Genomic DNA, 22308 nt, shown 5'->3' with positions numbered 1-22308 from the left:
TGATTTTTTTAAATTTATGCTTATGCCGACCATATTCAAGCAAAATGGGTTTAGATTTTTCTTTTACAGCAATGATCATTTACCTAAGCATGTTCACATTGAAAAATCAGGAAAAACCGCCAAATTTTTCTTAAACCCTATTCAATTGGTCGTTTCAAAAAAGTTTTCTGCTTCCGAATTGCGAGAAATTCGTATTTTGATCGAGGATAATCTGAATCTTATTGTATCAAGTTGGGATGAGTACTTTAACAAATCTTAAATCGAATCAGGCAGTCGATCTTTCATTTTCCAATGGAAAAATGACCATTTTCATGGAGGATGGCAGGGAAATTGGAATTCCGATCGAATGGTTTCCGAAATTACGGGAAGCAACCAAGGAACAACTGGAAAATTGGAGATTCATTGGAAATGGAGAAGGAATCCATTGGGAAGACCTGGATGAAGATTTATTGGTCAGTGAATTAATTTCTTAAAGCAAATAACCACAAGGCTCGAAATGAAAATTCGAGTCTTTTTTATATCCAAAAACATGATCCAAAAGACCCTTTCAACCCTTCTTTTAGCCCTGTTTATCAGCTATTTAGGACTTGCACAAACTAACCTTTCCCCAGAAAGACTTGCCCGCTACGACGCCTACTTTCAAAAGGAAATTGATCAAGGAAAATTGCCGGGCGTGATCACTCTGGTCTACAAAAACGGAGAAAAAGTCCATGAATCGGCATTGGGGGTAAGTGATATCTCCACAAAAACCCCGATGAAGTCCGATCAAATCTTTTTCATCCAGTCCATGACCAAACCAATCATTACCACAGCTTTTATGATGCTCTATGAAGAAGGACATTTTTTCCTGAATGATCCTCTGCACTTATATCTTCCGGAGTTTAAGGATGCTCAAGTGGCCAAAGATCCCGAATTAGGTTCTGAGGGAGGCTTGGAACCATTGAAATCACCGATCACACTGGCCCAGCTAATGAGCCATACCGCAGGCTTCTCTCATGGCTTGGGATCTTCTAAAGTTGACAAAGAGGTAATCGAAGGCCTTTATTACGCTGGCCATCCTGACATTGCCACCCGGGTGTCGGCCTATGCCAAACTACCCATGATTGGTCAGCCTGGAGAGCAGTGGTACTATTCTGCAAGCCCGGATATCCTCGCCAGACTTATTGAAGTGATTTCCGGAAAAAATCCCGCTGAATTCTTACAGGAAAGGCTTTTTGGACCTTTGGGAATGAAAGACACCGGATACAATCTCACTGAAGAACAGCACAAAAGAATGGTAACCCTTCACACGTATGATAAGCAAGGAAAACTGATTGTAGCTGAAAGGCAAACTCCCACTTCCGGAAATAACGTCTTCGCCGGGGCCAATGCCCTGTTTTCCACTGCCCATGACTATTCGCTTTTTGCCCGGATGATGCTCAACGGCGGAGAATGGGAAGGCAGACGCTACCTCAGCTCGAAAACGGTGGAATTGATGACTTTGCCACATGATGATGGACTTTTCTTGGATCCCGGAAAAGGATTCGGGTTTGGCTTTGCAGTAATCGATGATTTGGCCAATACGAAGGCCTTGGGTTCGGAAGGCACATTTTATTGGAGTGGAGCTTATTGCACCTATTTCTTCATTGATCCCAAGGAGGATATGGTCGCGATTTTTATGACTCAAGTAAGCCCTTTTAGCTCTTTTTATGAAAATCGATTCCGCCAGATGATTTATCAGACTGTTCAATAAAAGGGGGCAAAATGACATTTCTCAGGTTTTTCACAGCCTGTAACCTTTATGTTTGTCAAGTCAATCGATCCAGCATATGTCAAGTTCCTCGCTGATTAAATCCTTCATTTGGTTTGGATTACTTTTTTCCCTTCTCCTTTTCTCCTGCGGAAAGGAAAAGCAGCAAACCGTTTTTCCTGAATACAAATCCATCACTGAATCCGTCTATGCATCGGGCTTAGTCAGAGCCAGAAACCAGTACGAAGCATTTACCATGGCCTCTGGGCCTATTCAGGAGATTTTTGTCAAAGAAGGAGATACGGTAAAAGCAGGAGACCCCATCCTACTTATCTACAATGAGGCCGAAAAGCTAAGGAAAGAAAATGCCCAACTTGCGCAGTCATTTGCAGACCAACAAGCCAACCAAACCCGCCTTCGGGATCTGGAATTGGCTATCAGCTTTGCCAAAAACAAACTCTACAATGACTCTCTTCTTTGGATTCGCACCAAAAATCTTTGGGACAAAGGCATCGGCACAGCGGTAGAACTCGAACAACGCGAACTCAATTACCGAAACTCAAAAACCAGCTACGAGTCTTCTCTTTTGCGGTATCGGGATTTGAAAAGGGAAATCGAATACAATTCAAAAAGTGCCGGAAAAAATCTCGCCATCAGTCAGGTGGTAGAAAATGAATATACACTCAGAAGCAAAATTGACGGAGTGGTTTTTTCATTGCTGAAAGAAGTCGGAGAAATGGCCAATCCTCAATCTCCACTTGCGATCATTGGCAGTCCGGGGGAATTCATTCTTGAGCTTCAAGTGGACGAGTACGACATCGCCAAAGTGGAGGTAGGACAGCCGGTTATTGTAAGCATGGATAGCTACAAAGGAGAGACTTTTGAAGCTGAGATAACCAAAGTCTACCCCATCATGGATTCCAAATCCAAGACTTTCACACTCGAAGCCGTCTTCACCAAAGCGCCTATCAAGCTTTTTCCCAATCTCAGCCTGGAAGCGAATGTGGTCACACAAGTGAGACTCAAAACTCTGGTGATCCCCAGAAATTACCTTTTGGGCGAGAATCAGGTCATCACCACAGATGGAGATACCTTGACTGTAAAAGTGGGCATAAAGAATTTTCAGTATGCCCAAATCCTTGAAGGCCTCACCAACACCACCGAACTAATCCTGCCAAATCAATGAAGTGGGGACTGATTTTGGATATTGCCAAGGCACTGATGCTCGCACGGATGAAGCAAACGCTAGTGGCTGCGACCGGGGTGATGTTCAGTATCACCATGTTTGTAGCCTTGCTCGGTTTCATGAATGGGTTGAACACCTTGCTTGATGGTTTGGTGCTGAATCGGACTCCGCACATCCGCTTTTACAACGAAATCAAACCGAATCCCAATCAGCCCATCGATCTAAATCCGGATTTTCAGAATTCGATCAATGTCATCCGCTCGATCAAACCCAGCACCAGCCGTCTGACAATTCACAACAGTGAATCCATCATCCAGACCCTCCAAAATGATCCCCGCGTGCTTGGGGTCAGTGCAAAAATCTCCGCGCAGGTTTTCTTCAATATCGGAACCATTGACCTGACTGGGGTGGTGAATGGAATCGATGTGGATCAGGAAGCTCGACTGTTTGCCTTCAAAGATTATGTGACGGTGGGAAACTATCAGGATTTGAACCAGATCAATACCATCATCCTCGGAAAAGGTGCCGCCGATCGCATGATGGCGGATATTGGCGATGTCATTCAAGTCACCACTGCTCAGGGCAACCGAGTTCAGTTGAAAGTAGTCGGCTACTACCAAAGTGGCTTGGGTGATTTTGACAATACAAACAGCTATGCCTCTATCTCCACGGTCCAAAAGATGCTCGGGGAGCCTACCTCCTACATCACGGACATTCAAGTCAAGCTGCACGATTTCAATCAAGCTCCTGCCATGGCCAAAGAGTTGGGGGGCATTTTCCAGATCGATGCGGATGATATTCAGACTGTCAATGCCCAGTTTGAGACCGGGACTCAAATCCGAACCCTGATCAGCTATGCGGTGGGTATCACGCTGTTGGTGGTTTCGGGTTTTGGGATCTACAATATCCTGAATATGATGATCTACGAAAAGCTGGACACCATTGCGATCCTGAAAGCGATCGGATTCAACAGTCAGGATGTCAACCGGATATTTATTGTGATCGCGCTGTCCATTGGGGTAGTTGGAGGGGTTTTGGGATTGATTTTCGGCTATTTGGCGGGATTGGCAATCGATCAGGTTCCCTTTGAAACGGAAGCCTTACCGACAGTGAAGACCTTCCCTGTGGACTACAATCCCAAATACTACCTAATTGGAGGGATTTTTAGCCTGATCACCACCTACTTCGCAGGCTTTTTCCCTGCCAGAAAAGCCTCAGGAGTGGATCCTGTGGAAATCATCCGAGGAAAATAGCCTGACTCAAATGAAGGTATTGGAAGCCAAAAATATCGACAAGTTTTTCTACAACCCTACCGAAACTCAAGTGCTTAAAAAAGTGAGTTTCCAGGTGGAAAGAGGGGAATTTATCTCCGTGGTGGGCAAATCCGGCTGCGGCAAGTCCACTTTGCTCTATATCTTGTCGACGATGGATACCGATTATCGGGGAGAGCTTTTCATGGATGGGGAGTTGATCTCCGGCAAACCCAAAAACTACCTAGCCCACCTCAGAAATGAAAAAATCGGCTTCGTGTTCCAGTTTCACTACCTGCTCAATGAGTTCTCAGTCTTGGAAAATGTGATGATCCCGGGGTTGAAGTTGGAGAAGTATTCCCGTGAAGAACTGGAGCATCGGGCTATGGAAAAGCTGAAGATCTTTGACATGCAGGAGCATGCACTTAAAAAGGCCAATCAGCTCTCCGGAGGTCAAAAACAGCGGGTAGCCATTGCCCGGGCTTTGATCAATGATCCCCTGCTCATCATGGGAGACGAACCCACCGGCAATCTGGACAAGAAAAACTCGGACATTGTCTACAACAAATTCAAGGAATTGGCTCAGGAGTTTAAGCAGACCATGCTGATCGTGACCCACGACCCGGAATTTGCCGAAGGTACTGATCGGATTATTGAGATGGAAGATGGGAAGGTAATCCGGCACTAATTTTAAACCCCTTGGTCTTTGAAAAACGTAGGGAAATTGGAAGGACATTTCAACCTCAATTTTTCATCCATGAACCAAAAATCAAAATGGAACAAGCACAAATAGACTTTATGAAAAAGGCCATTACCCTGGCCAAGGAAGGAATGGAAGCCGGAAATGGGGGGCCTTTTGGCTGCGTGATTGTCAAGGAAGGAAAGATCATCGGGCAGGGTTCCAATATGGTTCTGAAAACCAACGATCCCACGGCCCATGCCGAAGTAGTGGCGATCCGGGATGCTTGTAGAAACCTGAATCATTTTCAATTGGAAGGCTGTGAGGTCTATACTTCTTGCGAACCCTGTCCCATGTGTTTGGGGGCGATTTTTTGGGCGAGACCAGCCAAAGTCTTCTACGCCTGCACCAAAGAAGATGCGTCTGAAGCAGGTTTTGATGATGAGTTTATCTACAAGGAAATAGAAATCAAGCCCTCCGAAAGAAAAATCCCTATGGAAAATTTGCTAAGGGAGGAAAGTTTAGAAGCCTTTGAAATCTGGAAGGAAAAGGGAGATAAGACGCTGTATTAGGGCAAGGGGATTTGGAGTAAGGAGGTTTGGGAGTGGAGAAAAGAAGACATTATTGAAAGTCATAAAGCTGAATTCAGAAAGCTAAAATCAGCCCAAATAGGGCTGGTATAATCGAAACATTTTGAAATGGAAGCCAAGAACCCGATCCTTTATGACCGGGTTTTCAGATTTCGGATTACCCTCAATACAAAAACCCAAAAGTCCAAAGAGGAATTCGATTGGCATTTCCAGTTTTGATCCCATCCAGGGCTAAATAGGAGTTGGGAACTCCCAGAATCTGATGAGCAGATTTATTGGGCCCGCCTATTTCAAAATAATATCCTTGATCCACCATAAAATCTCCAAACTTCGGATAACTCACCTGATGCATTACTTGGAGTTGATTGAAAAAGAAAGACTCTCGTATATTTCCTTGATTCACTGCTATTGGGCTTAAAGCATAGGCCAAATTTGGATTTTGCAAGTATATTTTTTCAGGCTTTTGCAAAAAAGAAACTCCATGAGTAGCCGATCTCAGCAAATTCAGTATTTGTGCCTGATGGAGTAAGTCCAAGACCTTTAGCACCGTATTCCTTGACACTTCTAAGCGCTCAGCCAGTTTGCTTACATTAGGGATAAATGGCACCGATTCACTGATGATGTAAAGGAGCTTCTTCATTGTTTGGACCGACTTATGTGTCAAATCTTCAAATGGGGCAATATCCATTTCTAAGACTACATGAGTAGTCTCAATCAACCTACCGGCATATAACTCCTTACTCTGCCTATAAAACGGATAGTAGCCATAAACAACATACTGCTGAAAAACAGAGAGAATATCAATCTGGTCAGAGATTAATGTGCTAATTTCTTGGGAGTTTTGCAGCAATTCATCCAAGCTGATTTTTGAAAATTCCAAACCCTTTTCCAAATGGATAAACTCCCTTAGAGACATTCCCGCCAACTGATATTGAGCGGCTCTTCTTGACAGGTCTGCATTGCCTTTGGAAACCCCTAAAATTGAAGAGCCAGAAACTACAAAATAAGCATCCGAATATTGATCAAACAGGGTCTTCAAATCAGAAGACCAATACGCATATCGATGAACCTCATCCAAAAAAAACCTTCGATACCCCTTTTGATATAGATCTTCGACCAATTCTACCAGCCGATTTCCTTCAAAGTAAAAATCATCCAAACTGAGATAAATTGACTCACTCACGTTTTCCATGCTCATTTTCTGGAGCATGAGCGTAGTTTTGCCTGATCCCCGATGTCCCAATATCAAGATCAATCGTTGATTCCAATCAATTCTTTGAAAAAGGTACCGTTGGAAAGAGGTTTTCAAATCCCTTAAATTCCGATTAGAGTAGGTGATAAGTCTTTCCATATTGTTTTTTAATAACAACAAAAATACATTTTGTTTTTTACAAAAAACAATTTTTAACTTTGTTTTTTACAAAGAACAATATCAGAATATCATACAAAAAAACCCGATCCTTTCAGACCGGGTTTTCAGATTTCAGAATTTATCCTTCTGCCTTTTATCTTCTTCCACCTGGAGGCATCATTCGGCCCAAAGCCTGCTTGGCACCGCCCATTTTGTTCATCTGCTTCATCAGCTTGCGCATGTCGTCAAACTGCTTCATCAGATTATTCACTTCAGTGATATTTCTTCCCGAGCCATCCGCGATCCGCTTTCTTCGGCTTCCGTTGATGATATCCGGCTGCTGGCGCTCCTTGGGAGTCATGCTTCGGATAATTGCTTCAATCGGCTTGAATGAATCGTCATCGATATCCAAACCTTTCATTGCTTTGCCCATTCCGGGAATCATTCCCATCAGGTCCTTGATATTTCCCATCTTCTTCACCTGCTCCAGCTGAGAAAGGAAATCATCGAAATTGAAGTTGTTTTGCCGGATTTTGGCATTGATCCGCTTGGCTTCGTCCTCGTCAAAAGCCTGCTGTGCACGCTCTACCAAGGAAATCACGTCACCCATACCTAGGATCCGCTGAGCCATACGATCCGGATGGAAAATGTCCAGATTTTCCATTTTCTCTCCAGTGGAGATAAACTTGATCGGCTTATTCACCACGTGACGGATGGAAATCGCGGCACCACCTCGGGTATCACCGTCCAACTTGGTCAAAACTACCCCGTCAAAATCCAAGCGCTCATCGAAGGTCTTTGCCGTATTCACCGCATCCTGACCGGTCATGGAGTCCACGACGAAGAGCGTCTCGGAAGGATTAAGCGCTTTTTTCAGCTGCTCAATCTCCTGCATCATCTGCTCATCCACCGCCAAGCGGCCCGCGGTATCGACGATTACCGTCTTCTTTCCTGTCTTTTTCGCATGAGCAATCGCATTGTTGGCGATCTGTAGGGCGTTTTTGTTTTCAGGCTCGGAATAAACCTCCACACCGATCTGCTCTCCCAAAACCTTCAACTGATCAATCGCCGCAGGTCGGTAGATATCACAAGCTACCAAAAGAACCTGTCGGCCATTTTTCTTCAGGAATGCTCCCAACTTTCCGGTAAATGTAGTCTTACCCGAACCCTGCAACCCGGAAATCAGGATCACTGCCGGGTCTCCACTGAGCTTGATATCCACTTTGGAACCGCCCATGAGCTTGGTCAGCTCCTCTTGAGTGATTTTGACCAAGAGTTGGCCTGGAGAAACAGAGATCAAGACATCTCGGCCCATGGCCTCATCCTTGATTTTGTCGGTGACTTCTTTGGCTACTTTATAGTTGACGTCGGCATCGATCAAGGCTCTTCTGATTTCCTTGACGGTGGTTGCGACGTTGATTTCGGTGATTTTTCCAGTTCCTTTCAGGGTTTTGAAGGCCCGGTCCAGCTTCAAACTTAAATTATCAAACATGTGGCTTTTCGGCTATTTGGTACAAAAGTAATGATTTTGGGCTTTTGGGAAGGAAAATATGCGGTAAATAAGAAGGAAGACCGAAGGAGGGGTGTTGTAGGTAGGATGCCCCGTGAATGAAGAGATAAAGCGGGAAGACGGGAGACCGAAGACCAAAGGAGGGTCAACCTGAGCACCTTAAAAAAGGGACTATCTAAGTCGAACCCCGTAGGAGTAAAAAATCTGTGCTCATCTGAGGTTTTTAATCTGTGAAAATCTGTGGGAACCTATTGAGATCATTTCCTCTCACTCTTTCCCACGAAATCCCTAATTTGCAAGCCGAACGTATCACAACACGGCCTGCATGAAACTTCAATTTCAGAAAGACATTCTTCCCCACCTGATCGGGGTACTTTTCTTTTACCTTATTGTCGTCCTCTATTTTTCTCCAATGGTCTTTGACGGCAAGATCATTTTCCAAGGCGATATCCTTCAGTGGGAAGGCTCTGCTAAAGAGATTTTGGATCACCGGGCGGAAACTGGTGAACAATTGCTCTGGACCAATTCTATGTTTGGAGGTATGCCGGCTTATTTCATTAGCATGGAGCTTCCCGGGGATATTACCAATCTGCTGATTTCCATCCTTACCCTCGGTCTCCCCCACCCGATCAATGGACTTTTTTTTGGAATGGTAGGCATGTATATTTTATTGCTCAGCTTCCGGATAAGACCCATCTTTTCCATTGCTGGAGCCATTGCTTTCTCATTCAACACCTACAATCTGCTCTCCTTGGAAGCAGGACACAATGCCAAAATTTGGGCAGTTTGCCTCATTCCGCTGATCTTGGCGGGTATCCATTTGGCATTTGACCGAAAGCATCTTCTTGGAGCCGCGCTATTGGCTCTGGGTCTGGTCCTCCAACTGAAATTCAATCACCTGCAGATCACCTACTACACGCTGATCATTTCTGTGATTTATGTAGCAGTTCGCCTGATTTTTTCCTGGAAAAAAGAAGGGTTTGCCTCTTTGGCCAAAGCCTTGGGCTTCTTGGTTATAGGGGCTTTACTAGCTGTGGGAGGAAATCTCACCCGGCTGGCCACTGCCCTGGAATACAGCCCCTACTCTACCCGGGGAAATGCCACATTGGAGAGTTCTTCTTCAGGTTTGGATAAGGATTATGCCTTTGGCTGGTCCAATGGAATCATGGAATCCCTCACTCTGCTAGTTCCGGACTTTTATGGAGGAGGAAGCAATACGCCTCTTTCGAAGGATTCTGCTTCAGAAAAAGCTTTAAGAGCCCAAGGATTGGACCCGGCACAGATCAATGGCTTCATCAAAGGAGCACCGACTTATTGGGGGGATCAACCTTTTACTGGAGGACCGATTTACGGAAGTGTGATTTTAGTTTTCTTGGCCATTTTGGGGATTTGGGCTGCGCCAAAAGAGAGCCTTATCACCTTTGGTACCATTATTATCCTTTCGCTTATGCTCAGCTGGGGCAAAAATCTGGCATGGTTCAACTACGCTCTTTTCGACATTTTGCCGGGATATAACAAGTTTAGGGCGGTTTCCATGGCCTTGGGTATGACACTTTTTGCCATTCCGGTGTTGGGAATGATTGCCTTGGAGCGATTGTCCCAAACTAGGGAATTGAAGCCTCTGCTAATTTCCGGGGGAATAGTCGCTGGATTGACCTTGATTTTGGCTGTGGGAGCAGGAGCCTTTTTCCGTTTTGAAGGAGCCGCAGATGCCAATTTCCCAGATTGGCTGGTGACAGCTTTGAAGGCCGACCGAAAAGCCATGCTTTCAGCCTCAGCCTGGAAAAGCTTTGCCTTTGTGGCCCTTTCCATGGGTTTGATCTATTTTTATCTGAAGGGGAAAATATCCGAACACATCCTCGGTGCAGGACTGATTGCCCTGATCACCATCGATGTCTGGACGATCAACAGAAGATACCTGAATGCCGAATCCTTTCAGGGGAATCCTTCCCGACAGTATTTTGCCGAAACTCCAGCAGAAAAAGAAATCGCCAACGACTCCGACTATTTCCGGGTACTTTCTCTGACAGAAGGGCTTACCCAAGGAGCCAGAACAAGCTACCGATTCCAAAGTCTTGGCGGATATCATGGGGCCAAATTAAGAAGATATCAGGACCTGGTAGACAATCAGCTCCAGTTTGAGATTCAGGACTTTGTGCAAAAAGCCCAAGAAGGCAACTTTGACTGGGCAGGAATCGGAGTGATCAATATGCTCAATACCAAATACCTGATGGCAGGCTCGGAAGCCAATTCGGTTTTCGAAAACCCCGAAGCCAACGGGTCCGCATGGATTCCTCAGGAAGTAGTACCTGTGACTTCGAATCAGGAGGAAATCGACCTTTTGGGAGAAATCGACACGAAAGCTCAGGCTACCTTAAATACTGAAGAATACGGCTCCATCAATGCCGGAACTGGCCGGATCACCTTGACTGAACACCTACCCAATCAGCTGAACTATTCCGCAGAAATGACTCAAGGCGGCTTGGCTGTATTTTCGGAGATTCACTATCCCAAAGGTTGGAAAGCCAGGATAGATGGTCAGGAAGCTGAGATTCTACGGGTGAACTACCTACTGAGAGGTTTGGAAATACCAGAGGGGGACCATGAGATTGTGTTTACCTTTGAGCCTTCAAGCTACTACAGTACCAAAACCCCAACTGTGATCTTCCAATATTTGATCCTGATCGCATTACTTGGCGGTCTTTATTCTACTTTCCGAAAAAGTCATGTCCCATCCTGAAAATAAAGATCAAGTCGTCAGCTTCTATGACCAATTTGCGGAGAAGCAGGAAAAAACCGGGATCAACTCTCGGCATTTGAGTATTTTGGACAAAGTCAAGCTAGCCGGACTTCAATCCGACCACAAAATCCTGGAAGTTGGCTGTGGGATTGGTACGGTTTCTCATCTTTTAGCCACCCAAGTCCCCAAGGGGAAAGTCCTTGCTGTGGATATTTCTCCCGAGAGTATCGAGAAAGCCAAGCTGCTTTGGAAAAGGCAGAAAAACCTAAGTTTTGAGGTCTCGGATATGTCTGATTTCAATAAGCCCGGCGAGACTTTTGATTTCTTTGTTTTCCCGGATGTATTGGAGCATATTCCGGTTGATCAGCATTTCCGACTATTCCAGCATATCCAAAAACACTCTCATTCGGATTCGGTAATCTTTATCCATATCCCTGCCCCGCGCTATCTCCAATGGATGATCGAAAACGAGCCCGAAAAGCTTCAGGTCATTGACCAGCCTTTGGACTCAGGTGACCTGATCAAAAACATAACTGCAAATGGTTTTTTCCTCGATAAGATGGAAACCTATTCCCTTTTCTTTGAAGAGAAAGACTATCAGTATTTTGTCTTTCGCGCAGCAAAACCCCTGCACAAATCAACCCCAAAAAACAAATGGGCTGTACTGAAGGAGCGAATCCGAATTCGTCTCAAATATGGACTACCCAATAAATAAATCAATCATGAAAATCGAGGAGAAAAAAGTGGTAGGCTTGACCTACGAGCTAAAAGTCAGCAGAGACGAAGACGATATCGAGTCTGCGCCATTCAGTGTGGAAATCCGGGATAAGGAAGACCCATTTTATTTTCTGTTTGGTCAAAGTGGTCTACCGGAAAAATTTGAAGAGCTTTTGGCCGGAAAAAACGAAGGGGAAGATTTTTCCTTTGTATTGAGCGCTCAAGAGGCTTATGGAGATGCAGATGATGAGTTGATTATTACCCTTCCCACGTCACAGTTTTCCGGCGAGCGGGGCTTTTCTCCCGAAATGCTCGATGAAGGGAATTTTCTACCCCTAATGGATGAAAACGGCTACAGCATGCAGGCTAAAATCCTGAAAAATCTGGGTGACCAGCTGATTTTGGATTTCAATCATCCTTTGGTAGGGTTCGACCTTCACTTTGATGGGAAAATCATTGAGGTAAGACCCGCCACAGAGGAGGAAATGCAACATGGTCATGTACATGGAGACCATGGAGCCCATGACTGAATGAAATGAAAAATCAAAAAAGCCACCTGAATTCACTTTCAGATGGCTTTTTGCTTTTAGCCCAGCAATAGGGTCAAGTTTCGGTGATTGGATACTTTGCCTATGTAGCCATACCCATTGGTCGTCCGGGCGGTGGCTGATACGATAAAGCTATACGCACAGCTTTGTGGCGGTCTCCAATTTCCGCCGGCAGGAATGAGGAGGTTTGAAAAACCTTGCCAATTTCCTTTCGAAGAATCATATCCCTCGGAGTATATAGAGGTGGACTGACCTGCCCCGTAGGTAGCGTAAAAACTGACTCCGCGCAAATTACCCTGAGGATCAAAGGCCGTAATCCTGAAATTGATTCCATCGGGAGGATTGCCAATGGTCTCAATCGCACAGGCTGACACTTCGGTTCTCCCGTGTTTTATACTTTCTATATTTACTTCCGGAAGATGATTATCGATATACAGATCGATCGTCTGACTCGCCGTAGGATCAGGCAAATCAACAAATCCCACTCGTTTATAAAACACCACACTAATTGAATAGAGGCCTGGAAGGAGTGCCGTGGTAGGGAACTGAATCAATAAATCGTCAATGGAATAATCCTTGGACGGATCCGCCAATTCATAGAAGCCGAGGCTGGACGGTCCAAAAGTTTCCAAAATGTATGTAGACCCATTCCAACGGTAATTTGACCAATTGGATATCAGCTTTTGGGCAGACCCTCCCGGAGGAGTGATGTGTACCTGATATTTTTTCTGACCCGAAGTCCAAAGATTCTGCATTTTCACTCGGTTACCGATCAGGTTCAACGTCCCTCCAAAAGCTGCATTGTCCGCCGGCACGAAATATCCGGGGTCCGTTGTCGCCCTGCCCGAATCATTGATTTTGGTAGTGGGAATCAAGCCAACACTCCCGACCACAGGCCCCAAATCTTTGGAGGGAATGGTCGGCTTCCGGGAAAGAACCAACTGCCGGAGTTTGGCGAAGTCCTTATAGAAATTTCCGGGAAAATCTGTAGTAAAACCGGGACTGCTGGATTTGACCCGAAAACCAAAGTAGGTATAAGGCGTACTCAACGGCCAGGAAATAGCCACATTGATCTCACTCAGGTCAATCTTGAACTTCCATATCCTGTGAGAATTGGGTGAATTCATACTGGACCCAAATTCCTGTCTGACCTCACTCAGAGAGGTATCCGGAAGCAACCCAGTCCATCTTCCCGGTCCTAGGTATTTTTGTTTACCCAGTTTATTGGGTTGTCCGGGGTAGAGAGCATAGTTCACGTCCGAATTGGAAGTGATCGCCCGGTCCCGGTTGACATCAAAAGTCAACCAGAAATAATCGTTGGTTCCGGTGTCATTTCCGGTGTCCTCGACTACATCCAGAGCCAAATAGAGAAATCTGGCATCATTCTTTGCCAAAACAACCCCCCGCGAAAACTTGAGGGTACCGGCATCATCCCAGGCACCTGAATTGACAGGAGCATCGAGATCAATAGGGACTTGTGCCCATTCGCTTTTGAAAGGAAGTGCAAAAACGATAGGAGACGTGATGGAAAGGCTTCTTAGCTTAGCCATAAGTTGAAGAGTTTTAGTTAAAAATAAATTAGGTATTCACTCCGGAAACCGGGTATTGCTTGATAAATATCCCGAAAAGGAACGTTGACAAATTATTTTCGGGAACCTAATACGCTTGTTAAACTAGATTAACAAGTATCTGAAAATCAATTAGATATAAAGCTAGCCTTTTTTGTCAAAAAACAAAAAAACCTGCCTCTTCAGACAGGTTTCTTCACTGTTTTCAATCTGAAAATTCAAGTAAATTATTTGCTCGGGAGGATTTTCCCACTGACTTCTCCAAAACCAACCCGTATTCCATCCTTTTCTGCAAAGCCTTTCAGGATTACCGTATCGCCGTCCTCGATAAATTTGCGCTCTTCTCCGTCCTCAAGTTTGACAGGCTTGGTCCCTTTCCAGCTGAGTTCTAGCATAGAACCGTAGGAGTCTTCTGTCGCGCCGGATATAGTGCCAGAGGCCATCATATCCCCTACGTTGATATTGCATCCATTCACCGTATGGTGGGCAAGTTGCTGGGCAATATTCCAATACATGTAGCTGAAGTTGGACTGACATACTTTGGAAGCTTTTTTGCCTTCCGGCTGAATGTATACCTCCAAGTTGATATCAAAGCTGTGATTTTGCTCGCATTTGAGGTAATCCAGGACCTCTGGCTCCTGTACTGGTCCTGCCACGCGAAAGGGTTCCAAAGCCTCCATGGTGACTACCCAAGGTGAAATTGAAGAACCGAAGTTTTTTCCTAAAAAAGGACCTAAGGGCACATATTCCCAAGCTTGAATATCTCTGGCAGACCAGTCATTGAACAGAACCATTCCAAAAATATATTCTTCCGCATCCCCAGTACTGATTGAATCTCCCAGTTTAGTGGGGCGACCTGTTATGAAAGCCATCTCCAACTCAAAGTCAAGTCTTCTGCTGGGACCAAAGCCAGGCTTGTCCATATCCGGATCTTTGAATTGCCCCTTGGGACGATACATGGGTGTACCTGAGACCACGATGGATGAAGCTCGGCCGTGATAGCCCACTGGTAAATGCTTCCAATTGGGCAAGAGGGCATTTTCCGGATCACGGAACATCTTACCAACATTAGTTGCATGCTCTATGCTGGAGTAAAAGTCCGTGTAGTCACCTATTTTTACAGGCAATAGCATTTCTGCCTCTTTGCGGTTGACCATCACTTTTCCTCGGGCAGAATGATCTCTCAACTCTTCGTTGTCTGCAAGTAAAAGCTGCTGTACCCGTTCTCTGATTTTGCGCGTTTGTGTTTTCCCCAAAGCGATCAATTCATTGAGCGAATCCTTGAGAAATATTCCCTCAGGCAGGAAAAAGGTGGAAAAAAAGCCCTCCTGATCCAATACACTGAGGTCAACGATTTTATCCCCTATCGCTATCCCGATTCTTGGGCTGAGCTTTTTGTTTTTGAAAACTCCAAAGGGAAGATTATAAATGGTGAAATCGGAGTGATTCGGCATTTCTACCCAAGTACTCAGGGTATGGTTCGAACTGTCGGACATAAGTAAAAATTATTGAGCTGCAAATTTAGCCTTATCTGGGTAAATGAAAAATCAAACCACACCTCCGTGAGGATAATCCGTGAGACTCAGGCTAAAAAAAGCCATTTATCAAAAATCAGCGACGATTTGGAATTTGGTGCTTAACTTAAGTTTTCTAAACTCAACAAACTATGAGATCAAAACTGATACTGTTTTCTTTTTGGTTTTTTCTGGGACTGAGTCCACTGGTAATTGCTCAGGAAAAACCTGTTTTAGTCCAACTCGATGAGATCGCTATCATCGATCAGAAAGTAATGATGCCTATGCGGGATGGAACCCGGCTCGCGACGGACATCTATCGACCCAAGGGGGATGCCAAAGTACCTGTCGTTTTCTCCAGAACCCCCTATAATTTCAACACCTTCGGAAACGGAGAAATGAATGAAAGAACCCTTCAGACTGCCCTTTCTTGGGTGAAAAAAGGCTATGCCTACGTGGTACAAAACGAAAGAGGGCGATTCTTTTCCGAAGGAAACTGGGATATTCTCGGAACTCCCCTGACGGATAGCTACGATGCGTTTGAATGGATGTCCACACAGCAATGGAGCAATGGAAAAATCGGTCTTTTAGGCTGTTCCTCTACAGCCGAATGGCAAATGGCAGCTGCCTCACTTCAGCACCCTGCATTGGGTGCGATGGTTCCTCAGGGCTATGGTGCCGGTGTAGGCCGAATTGGAGATTACTTCGAGCAAGGCAACTGGTACCGAGGTGGTGCGGGACAGATGCTTTTCACAGCATGGCTTTACAGCACCCAGCATGACCCGATGGCCCCCAGATTGCAGCCGGGAATTGGACAGGAAGATTTATTGAGATTGCAGCGCTTCTATGACATGGCACCGGAATATCCACGAGTGGATTGGAAAGAAGGATTGGCTCACCTTCCGGTACAGGATATTATCAAGAATGCCAAAGGCCCCATGGGAATTTACGAGGAAATGATCACCAGAACACCAAACAGTGCTCGCTGGTATCAGGGAGGACTTTATCATGACGATATGCCCTTCAATACCCCAAGCATGTGGTTTGTCTCTTGGTATGATGTTTCGTCATCACCCAATATTGCCCTATACAACCATGCCCGTCAGAACGCAATCAGTCAGATGGCCCGGGACAATCAATATTTGGTAATTGCTCCGGTATTACACTGTGCTTACACCCGGGCGACAGAAAATACGGTCGTTGGAGAAAGAAGCGTAGGCGATGCACGATGGAATTATGACGAAGTGATTACGGCTTGGTTTGACCTTTGGCTCAAAGGAAAAGACCAATCCGGCACCATCGCCCAACTTCCCAAAGTAACCTACTATACCATGGGAATCAATAAATGGCAGTCTTCCGAGGTATGGCCGCCCAAAGAAGCAGTGATGACCCCTTTCTTTTTGGATTCCCAAGGAAAAGCCAATACCCGAAATGGAGATGGAAAATTAGTTTCCAAAGCTCCTAGAGCAGAAACCAAAGACACCTTCAAATACGACCCGATGAACCCGGTCAATTCCTATGGAGGAAATGTCTGCTGTACCGGAAATGCCGTACAGGGAGGTTCTTTTGACCAAAGTGAAATGGAGCTGAGGGACGACATCTTGGTCTACACTTCGGAGCCTTTGGCCGAAGGAGTGGAAGTATCCGGCTTCATAGAGAGCTACCTGTACCTATCCTCTGACGTATTGGATACCGATGTGACCATCAAGCTGATCGATGTATATCCTGACGGAAAGGCCTATAACCTGGATGAAACCATCCAACGGGTACGGTACCGCGAAGGATATGACAAAGAAGTGATGATGGAAAACGGGAAAGTCTATGAAATCAAGATGACACCGATGAGCACCTCCAATTACTTTGAAAAGGGACATCAGATCCGGATCGAAATCACCTCCTCCAACTTCCCCCGATTTGACAGAAATATGAATACCGGAGGAAACAATTACGATGAAACCGAAGGCAAAATTGCCACCAATTCCATTCACCACGGGGGCAAATTCCAAAGCAGGATTGTACTGCCTCTGATTAAAAAATAAGGCAAACTACCCGGAAAAAGGCCGGCAGCGATGTCGGTCTTTTTTATTTCTTAGGACTATCCGCCTTATCTTCGATTGGCCAAATTCCACTTCTAAAATCCGGTATCCATTAGATTTTTGACACTTCAGTCTTTGGTAGTCGGTCACTTTTTCGGAACGATATCGAAGCCTTCTTCCCTTCAAAAGAAGGGAGGATGCCCATTGACATGATTTCGGACTATCCTTTTTTTCATTTTGATCCGATCTGCCTCCAAATCCACCTACTCTCTACCTCAAGACCTGAATTCTCCTTTCCTTAAAAAAATCAAAAAGAATCTTTAAATCATACTTATTGGAATACATAATTCCCGTTTATCATTTTTTTTTCTGGATTTATTCTAAAAAGCATCCGTATTAAAGAATTTTTGAGAAATTCGGATACAACCAACAAATTCTTAATTCTATGTTCAAATTTTACAAAACCTTACTCACAATGGCGTTCCTGTGGGGATCGGTGGGCTGGGCTTGGGCTCAATTCACCTTGACAGGAACAGTCACTGACGAGCGTACAGGGGAGCCGCTGATTGGCGCCAGTATACTCGTCAAAGGAACTACCACTGGAACCATCACGGATCTGGATGGAAGTTTTTCAATAACCATTACTTCCAATGAAGAAACTTCCTTGATTTTTTCTTCCATTGGTTTCTTGACCCAGACGGTCAATGTAGCTCCGGGTGTCAGCATCCTCAACATTAAGCTCAAGCAAGATGCAACCAACCTGGAGGAAGTAGTAGTAACCGGTCTGGCCACCTCGGTCAAGAGAAGTAATCTTGCCAATGCGGTGACCTCGGTCTCTTCCAAAGAACTTCTGGGAACCACCACAATCCAAACTACCGACGGGGCCCTGTATGGGAAAGTCCCCGGTGCAACCATCCGGTCCAACGGTGGTGCACCTGGAGGGGGTATTTCTATTCAGCTTAGAGGGATTTCCAGTTTGACAGGAGCCTCACAGCCTCTGATCATTGTGGATGGCGTCTATATAAGCAATGCCTCTCAGAGGACAGGCCGAGCCACTGTGACCGGTGCCGGAGCGAGCAATCAAGATGATGGGTCCAACCGCCTCGCTGATATCAACCCTGCCGATATCGAAACCATTGAAATCCTAAAAGGACCCTCTGCTGCCGCTATCTACGGTACCCGAGCAAATGCAGGGGTAATCATCATCACCACCAAAAGAGGACAGGAAGGAAGAACCACCGTATCTCTTTCTCAGGATGTCGGATTTGCCCAGCCGCTTCGACTCTTGGGCGTGGATGATTGGAGTGAGGAAAAAATCAATTTCTTCTTCCCTGAAGCTAGAAGGCCAATCGAATTGGAGCGTTTCAGAGCTGCCCAAGCCAGTGGAACATTTATTGACTATGAGGACTACTTCTACAACAATCAGGCGACCCTACTCAATACCCGATTGAATGTGTCCGGAGGCAACGAAAAGACCAAGTTTTTTGTGTCAGGAAACATTACCAATGAGGACGGAACGGTCAGAAATACAGGATTTGAACGGTATTCCATCCGGGCAAACATTGACCACAAAATCACCAACTCCATTCGATTGGGCGTATCTTCCAACTACATTCGATCCAATACCGATCGAGGCTTCACGGGAAATCAAAACAATACGGGGGCTTCCATCGGCTATTCCATTGCCTACGTACCCAATTATTATGACCTGAGAAGAAATCCCGACGGCACCTATCCTGTCAATCCCTACTTCTCCGAAAACCCTGTTGCAGTAACCGATAATGCCTCGAACAACTCCTTGGTCAACCGGTTTATCCAATCCTTCACCTTAGATGTGGACTTGTTGAAAACGAATAACAGCTTTTTGAAAGCGCAGATTTCCGGAGGTTTGGATTACTTACAAAACAGTACTTTAATCTATCTACCGGAATTCCTTCAATTCCAAAGAGGACAAGCCAATCCGGGTGATATCTTCAAAGGAAATCAGGAAAGTTTCAATACCAACTTCCAGGCTGCTTTGGTTTACAATTGGAATTTGGGTTCGGTAAACATGAATACTTCAGCAGGTTTGGTAAGACTGGACTTTGAGGACAATGCCATCTTCAATAGAGGACGTGGTCTAGTGCCCGGCCAAACCAATTTGCAGCAAGCTGCCATCCAGGAGATCAATTCCGAATTCAACAGCAGGATTCAAGATGCCGGGATTTTTGCCCAGCAGGAAGTAAACTGGGAAGATAAAATTATCGGTACCGTGGGCATTCGATGGGACAAATCCACACTCAACGGAGACCCAAATCAGTTCTATTCTTTTCCTAGAGCTTCCGTGGCCTTCAATCTCGCCAATTTTGATTTCTGGAATGTGGGCTTTATGAACCAACTCAAGCCACGAGTGGCTTATGGAGAAACTGCCGGTCCGGTCAATTTTGGAGCTACCTTCACTCCTCTAGGAGGAACCAACATCGGAGGGCTGCTCGGTTCTGTGGTGAGTACGCAAATTGGTAACACCCTGATTCTCCCTGAAACAGCCAAAGAATTGGAATTTGGTTTGGATGCAGGGTTTTTCAACAACCGATTGAGTCTGGAAGCCACCTATTACATCAAAACCACCCAAAACAACATTCAAAACCTAAACCTTTCCCCTTCTACCGGGGTGAACACTACACCTAGTAACGAGGCAGAGCTGGAAAACCGGGGAATTGAACTTTCGATTTCCGGTACTCCTATCGAATCAGCCAATTTCCGTTGGTTTAGCCGTGTGATGTTCTGGAAGAATGATCTTTTGATGACTCGATTGGGTATTCCTACCTATATCGCTGGAGCCTTTGGTTCTGGTTTGGGAACTTTCCTGTATGCTGAAGGATACTCTCCAACCACGATCGTTGGTACTCCAGCCAATGCTGACAATCCCGGAGGGTTTACATTTTGGGGAGATGCACAGCCTGATTTCAACATGTCCTTTTACAATACCCTGAGTTTGTTCAAAGGGCTTGAACTTTCCTTCCTGATCGACTGGAAAAAAGGAGGGGACAATATCAACCTGACTTCCTTCCTGACCGATGGTGGAGGTACTACTAATGGCTGGTTTGATGATGACGACGGGGATGGAATTCCCAATGGACGCCAAAGACCGCCTGCGCCTTTCAACAACGCGGGACGATGGGTACAAGATGCCTCATTTGTCAAAATCCGGGAGATTGGATTGTACTACACTGTTCCCAGAACCACCCTCAACAACTGGTTTGGCGGCACGGTACAAAACCTGAAAGTGGGCTCTTCGGTCAACAATGCTTTCCTGTTTACAAAGTACCAGGGATACGATCCTGAAACCTCTACCTTTGGAGCTCAGGCCGTCGCCAACAACGTGGACATTGCTCCCTACCCTACTCCTCGTAGAGTATTCTTTCACCTAACTATTGACTTCTAAACCGGCATAATCATGAAAAATGTAAAAAAATACTTTGCCTCAGCACTGATTACCGCCGCAGTTCTAGCCAGCTGTAATCCATTGCAACTCGATGAGGTACAGGATCCTAACAACCCCTCAGTGGGCTCGGTAGCCAACAACGCCACTCCACAACAGATCCAGTTTTTGGTGACTGGCCTGGAGTCACGTCATCGAGGTTATGTAACCAATATTTCTCAAGCTTGGAATACTTTCGGAAGGGAAGTTTGGTACCTCAATGCCTCCGACCCACGCTTTCAGACGGACTGGTTAGGACAAAACGGTCGAGTGCCTGACCGGTCTTATTTTGGATTTGGCAGCACCGGAGGCGGTTCTTGGGCCACTCCTTATCAGGCGATCAAGCAGGCTGATGTCCTAATTTTGGCAGCACAAAACACCAGTCTTATTCCTGAAACATCCAAAAGTGCAGTTAGGGGTTTTGCGAAAACCATCCAAGGCTATCAATTCATGATCCCTGCCAATTTCGTCTATGAAAACGGCATCAGAGTGGATGTAAGAGACCCTTTGAATCCGGGACCGTTTGTCCCTTATGCCCAAGCCTTGGATGCCATCAAAGCCATCTTGGATGAAGGAGATGCAGACTTAGCGGCAGCCGGAACCGGTAATTTCCCCTTCATTTTGACTCGGGGATTCACCGGGTTCAACACCATTCAGGGGCTAAGAAGCGTGAATAGGGCTATCGCCGCAAGGCTAAACGCCTATCGCAAAGATTGGCAAGGCGTACTTTCTGCCCTGGAATTGTCCTTCATGAATTTGGGCGGCCCTTTGCAAATAGGTCCATCCCATCCCTATGGAGCTGCACCGGACATATTCAACCCGCTGTTTTATGTTCCGGATGCCGCAATCAACACTATTATTGTAGTACATCCCTCTATGTTGGATGATGCCACTCCAGGAGATTTGCGTGTACAAAACAAGTTCTTCCAAAGAACCACCCCTGTCACCGTGACTACAGACGCGGGGGCTCTGGTAGGTACCCATCAGGATGCACGATGGGCCTCCAACACCGTATCTATTCCATTCATCCGAAACGAAGAATTGATTCTGCTGAAAGCTGAGGCCCACGCCAACCTTAACCAACCTGCCTTGGCTGTAGAAGCTATCAATATCATCAGAAACGCCGCCGGCATTGGTGAGTATACCGGTGCCACTACCACCGAAGCGCTGATCGACGAGATCCTTTATCAAAGAAGATATTCACTTTGGGCAGAGCCTTGGGGCCATCGTTGGATTGATGCGCGCAGATATGGTAAGCTTTCCGAAATCCCCACTAGCTACGATGGGGGAACTGTCTTCACCCAATTCCCTCATCCACAGGCTGAGTTGAACTGGGATGAATATTCAGGAGATTAACACATTTGTTTCTAATACAAAAGACCGGCAGCATTGTCGGTTTTTTTTTGCTTTTTCAAAAAATCCATTCCCTC

General features: G+C 45.6%; 17 protein-coding genes. 13 read left to right on the top strand and 4 right to left on the bottom strand.

What is annotated here, in order from left to right:
- The first annotated feature begins 16 nt into the window (after positions 1-16).
- The 7 genes from AAA943_RS10355 (at position 17) to AAA943_RS10325 (ending at position 5416) form a co-directional block, all read left to right on the top strand.
- Positions 17-259, top strand: coding sequence for a DUF4160 domain-containing protein (locus AAA943_RS10355; protein ID WP_338224167.1), 243 nt, complete (start codon positions 17-19; stop codon positions 257-259).
- The gene (locus tag AAA943_RS10350) at positions 237-473 is read left to right on the top strand and encodes a DUF2442 domain-containing protein (protein ID WP_338224166.1); all 237 of its coding nucleotides are present in this window, start codon (positions 237-239) and stop codon (positions 471-473) included. Before AAA943_RS10355 ends, AAA943_RS10350 begins: the two co-directional genes overlap by 23 nt.
- Positions 474-496: 23 nt before the next feature.
- Positions 497-1732, top strand: a complete 1236-nt coding sequence (locus AAA943_RS10345; protein WP_338224165.1) for a serine hydrolase domain-containing protein — start codon at positions 497-499, stop codon at positions 1730-1732.
- A 76-nt stretch (positions 1733-1808) separates the two neighbouring features.
- On the top strand, positions 1809-2915 hold the full coding sequence (locus AAA943_RS10340; RefSeq protein WP_338224164.1) for an efflux RND transporter periplasmic adaptor subunit: 1107 nt from the start codon (positions 1809-1811) through the stop codon (positions 2913-2915).
- Positions 2912-4168 carry an ABC transporter permease gene (locus AAA943_RS10335; RefSeq protein WP_338224163.1) on the top strand — a complete coding sequence of 419 codons (1257 nt, stop codon included), beginning with the start codon at positions 2912-2914 and terminating at the stop codon, positions 4166-4168. The genes AAA943_RS10340 and AAA943_RS10335 overlap by 4 nt, the downstream gene beginning before the upstream one ends.
- Before the next feature lie 10 nt (positions 4169-4178).
- The gene (locus AAA943_RS10330; protein WP_338224162.1) at positions 4179-4853 is read left to right on the top strand and encodes an ABC transporter ATP-binding protein; all 675 of its coding nucleotides are present in this window, start codon (positions 4179-4181) and stop codon (positions 4851-4853) included.
- Positions 4854-4939: 86 nt separating this feature from the next.
- A complete protein-coding gene (locus AAA943_RS10325) occupies positions 4940-5416 on the top strand; it encodes a nucleoside deaminase (RefSeq protein ID WP_338224161.1) in 477 nt (158 codons plus the stop codon).
- Between the two features lie 181 nt (positions 5417-5597).
- Here the strand turns inward: AAA943_RS10325 and AAA943_RS10320 are convergent, their stop codons facing one another.
- A complete protein-coding gene (locus AAA943_RS10320) occupies positions 5598-6785 on the bottom strand; it encodes an ATP-binding protein (RefSeq protein ID WP_338224160.1) in 1188 nt (395 codons plus the stop codon).
- A gap of 154 nt (positions 6786-6939) precedes the next feature.
- The gene (gene ffh, locus AAA943_RS10315) at positions 6940-8277 is read right to left on the bottom strand and encodes a signal recognition particle protein (RefSeq protein ID WP_338224159.1); all 1338 of its coding nucleotides are present in this window, start codon (positions 8275-8277) and stop codon (positions 6940-6942) included.
- A 343-nt stretch (positions 8278-8620) separates the two neighbouring features.
- Here ffh and AAA943_RS10310 point away from each other — a divergent pair, with 343 nt between their 5' ends.
- From AAA943_RS10310 to AAA943_RS10300, 3 genes are read left to right on the top strand one after another with little or no spacing between them, the layout of a single operon-like run.
- On the top strand, positions 8621-11035 hold the full coding sequence (locus AAA943_RS10310; RefSeq protein WP_338224158.1) for a YfhO family protein: 2415 nt from the start codon (positions 8621-8623) through the stop codon (positions 11033-11035).
- Positions 11022-11750, top strand: coding sequence for a class I SAM-dependent methyltransferase (locus tag AAA943_RS10305; protein ID WP_338224157.1), 729 nt, complete (start codon positions 11022-11024; stop codon positions 11748-11750). Before AAA943_RS10310 ends, AAA943_RS10305 begins: the two co-directional genes overlap by 14 nt.
- Positions 11751-11757: 7 nt before the next feature.
- A complete protein-coding gene (locus AAA943_RS10300) occupies positions 11758-12282 on the top strand; it encodes an FKBP-type peptidyl-prolyl cis-trans isomerase (RefSeq protein WP_338224156.1) in 525 nt (174 codons plus the stop codon).
- A 56-nt stretch (positions 12283-12338) separates the two neighbouring features.
- On the opposite strand, the gene AAA943_RS10295 is transcribed toward AAA943_RS10300, so the two are convergent.
- Together AAA943_RS10295 and fahA are read right to left on the bottom strand one after the other, a co-directional pair.
- Positions 12339-13850 (bottom strand): hypothetical protein, encoded by a 1512-nt coding sequence (locus tag AAA943_RS10295; RefSeq protein WP_338224155.1) that lies wholly within the window; start codon positions 13848-13850, stop codon positions 12339-12341.
- 245 nt (positions 13851-14095) lie between these two features.
- Entirely contained in the window at positions 14096-15364 is a 1269-nt protein-coding gene (gene fahA / locus AAA943_RS10290; RefSeq protein ID WP_338224154.1) for a fumarylacetoacetase, read from the bottom strand.
- 170 nt (positions 15365-15534) lie between these two features.
- Between fahA and AAA943_RS10285 the strand changes: the two genes are divergently transcribed.
- The 3 genes from AAA943_RS10285 to AAA943_RS10275 all read left to right on the top strand — a co-directional run bounded on the left by AAA943_RS10285 (position 15535) and on the right by AAA943_RS10275 (position 22234).
- Positions 15535-17421, top strand: a complete 1887-nt coding sequence (locus tag AAA943_RS10285; RefSeq protein WP_338224153.1) for a CocE/NonD family hydrolase — start codon at positions 15535-15537, stop codon at positions 17419-17421.
- Between the two features lie 442 nt (positions 17422-17863).
- Positions 17864-20842, top strand: coding sequence for a SusC/RagA family TonB-linked outer membrane protein (locus tag AAA943_RS10280; RefSeq protein ID WP_338224152.1), 2979 nt, complete (start codon positions 17864-17866; stop codon positions 20840-20842).
- Between the two features lie 12 nt (positions 20843-20854).
- Complete coding sequence (locus AAA943_RS10275) at positions 20855-22234, top strand: RagB/SusD family nutrient uptake outer membrane protein (RefSeq protein ID WP_338224151.1); 1380 nt, start codon at positions 20855-20857, stop codon at positions 22232-22234.
- Positions 22235-22308: the final 74 nt, after the last annotated feature.

Origin of the sequence: Algoriphagus confluentis (assembly GCF_036245625.1) — a bacterium.
Taxonomy (GTDB): Bacteria; Bacteroidota; Bacteroidia; order Cytophagales; family Cyclobacteriaceae; genus Algoriphagus; species Algoriphagus confluentis.
This window is presented reverse-complemented; position numbering and strand designations above follow the sequence as displayed.

Excerpts from the sequence above, each read along its gene's own strand:
- AAA943_RS10355 (WP_338224167.1), top strand. The coding sequence starts at position 17 with ATGCTTATGCCGACCATATTCAAGCAAAATGGGTTTAGATTTTTCTTT.
- AAA943_RS10350 (WP_338224166.1), top strand. The coding sequence starts at position 237 with ATGAGTACTTTAACAAATCTTAAATCGAATCAGGCAGTCGATCTTTCA.
- AAA943_RS10345 (WP_338224165.1), top strand. The coding sequence starts at position 497 with ATGAAAATTCGAGTCTTTTTTATATCCAAAAACATGATCCAAAAGACC.
- AAA943_RS10340 (WP_338224164.1), top strand. The coding sequence starts at position 1,809 with ATGTCAAGTTCCTCGCTGATTAAATCCTTCATTTGGTTTGGATTACTT.
- AAA943_RS10335 (WP_338224163.1), top strand. The coding sequence starts at position 2,912 with ATGAAGTGGGGACTGATTTTGGATATTGCCAAGGCACTGATGCTCGCA.
- AAA943_RS10330 (WP_338224162.1), top strand. The coding sequence starts at position 4,179 with ATGAAGGTATTGGAAGCCAAAAATATCGACAAGTTTTTCTACAACCCT.
- AAA943_RS10325 (WP_338224161.1), top strand. The coding sequence starts at position 4,940 with ATGGAACAAGCACAAATAGACTTTATGAAAAAGGCCATTACCCTGGCC.
- AAA943_RS10320 (WP_338224160.1), bottom strand. The coding sequence starts at position 6,785 with ATGGAAAGACTTATCACCTACTCTAATCGGAATTTAAGGGATTTGAAA.
- ffh (WP_338224159.1), bottom strand. The coding sequence starts at position 8,277 with ATGTTTGATAATTTAAGTTTGAAGCTGGACCGGGCCTTCAAAACCCTG.
- AAA943_RS10310 (WP_338224158.1), top strand. The coding sequence starts at position 8,621 with ATGAAACTTCAATTTCAGAAAGACATTCTTCCCCACCTGATCGGGGTA.
- AAA943_RS10305 (WP_338224157.1), top strand. The coding sequence starts at position 11,022 with ATGTCCCATCCTGAAAATAAAGATCAAGTCGTCAGCTTCTATGACCAA.
- AAA943_RS10300 (WP_338224156.1), top strand. The coding sequence starts at position 11,758 with ATGAAAATCGAGGAGAAAAAAGTGGTAGGCTTGACCTACGAGCTAAAA.
- AAA943_RS10295 (WP_338224155.1), bottom strand. The coding sequence starts at position 13,850 with ATGGCTAAGCTAAGAAGCCTTTCCATCACGTCTCCTATCGTTTTTGCA.
- fahA (WP_338224154.1), bottom strand. The coding sequence starts at position 15,364 with ATGTCCGACAGTTCGAACCATACCCTGAGTACTTGGGTAGAAATGCCG.
- AAA943_RS10285 (WP_338224153.1), top strand. The coding sequence starts at position 15,535 with ATGAGATCAAAACTGATACTGTTTTCTTTTTGGTTTTTTCTGGGACTG.
- AAA943_RS10280 (WP_338224152.1), top strand. The coding sequence starts at position 17,864 with ATGTTCAAATTTTACAAAACCTTACTCACAATGGCGTTCCTGTGGGGA.
- AAA943_RS10275 (WP_338224151.1), top strand. The coding sequence starts at position 20,855 with ATGAAAAATGTAAAAAAATACTTTGCCTCAGCACTGATTACCGCCGCA.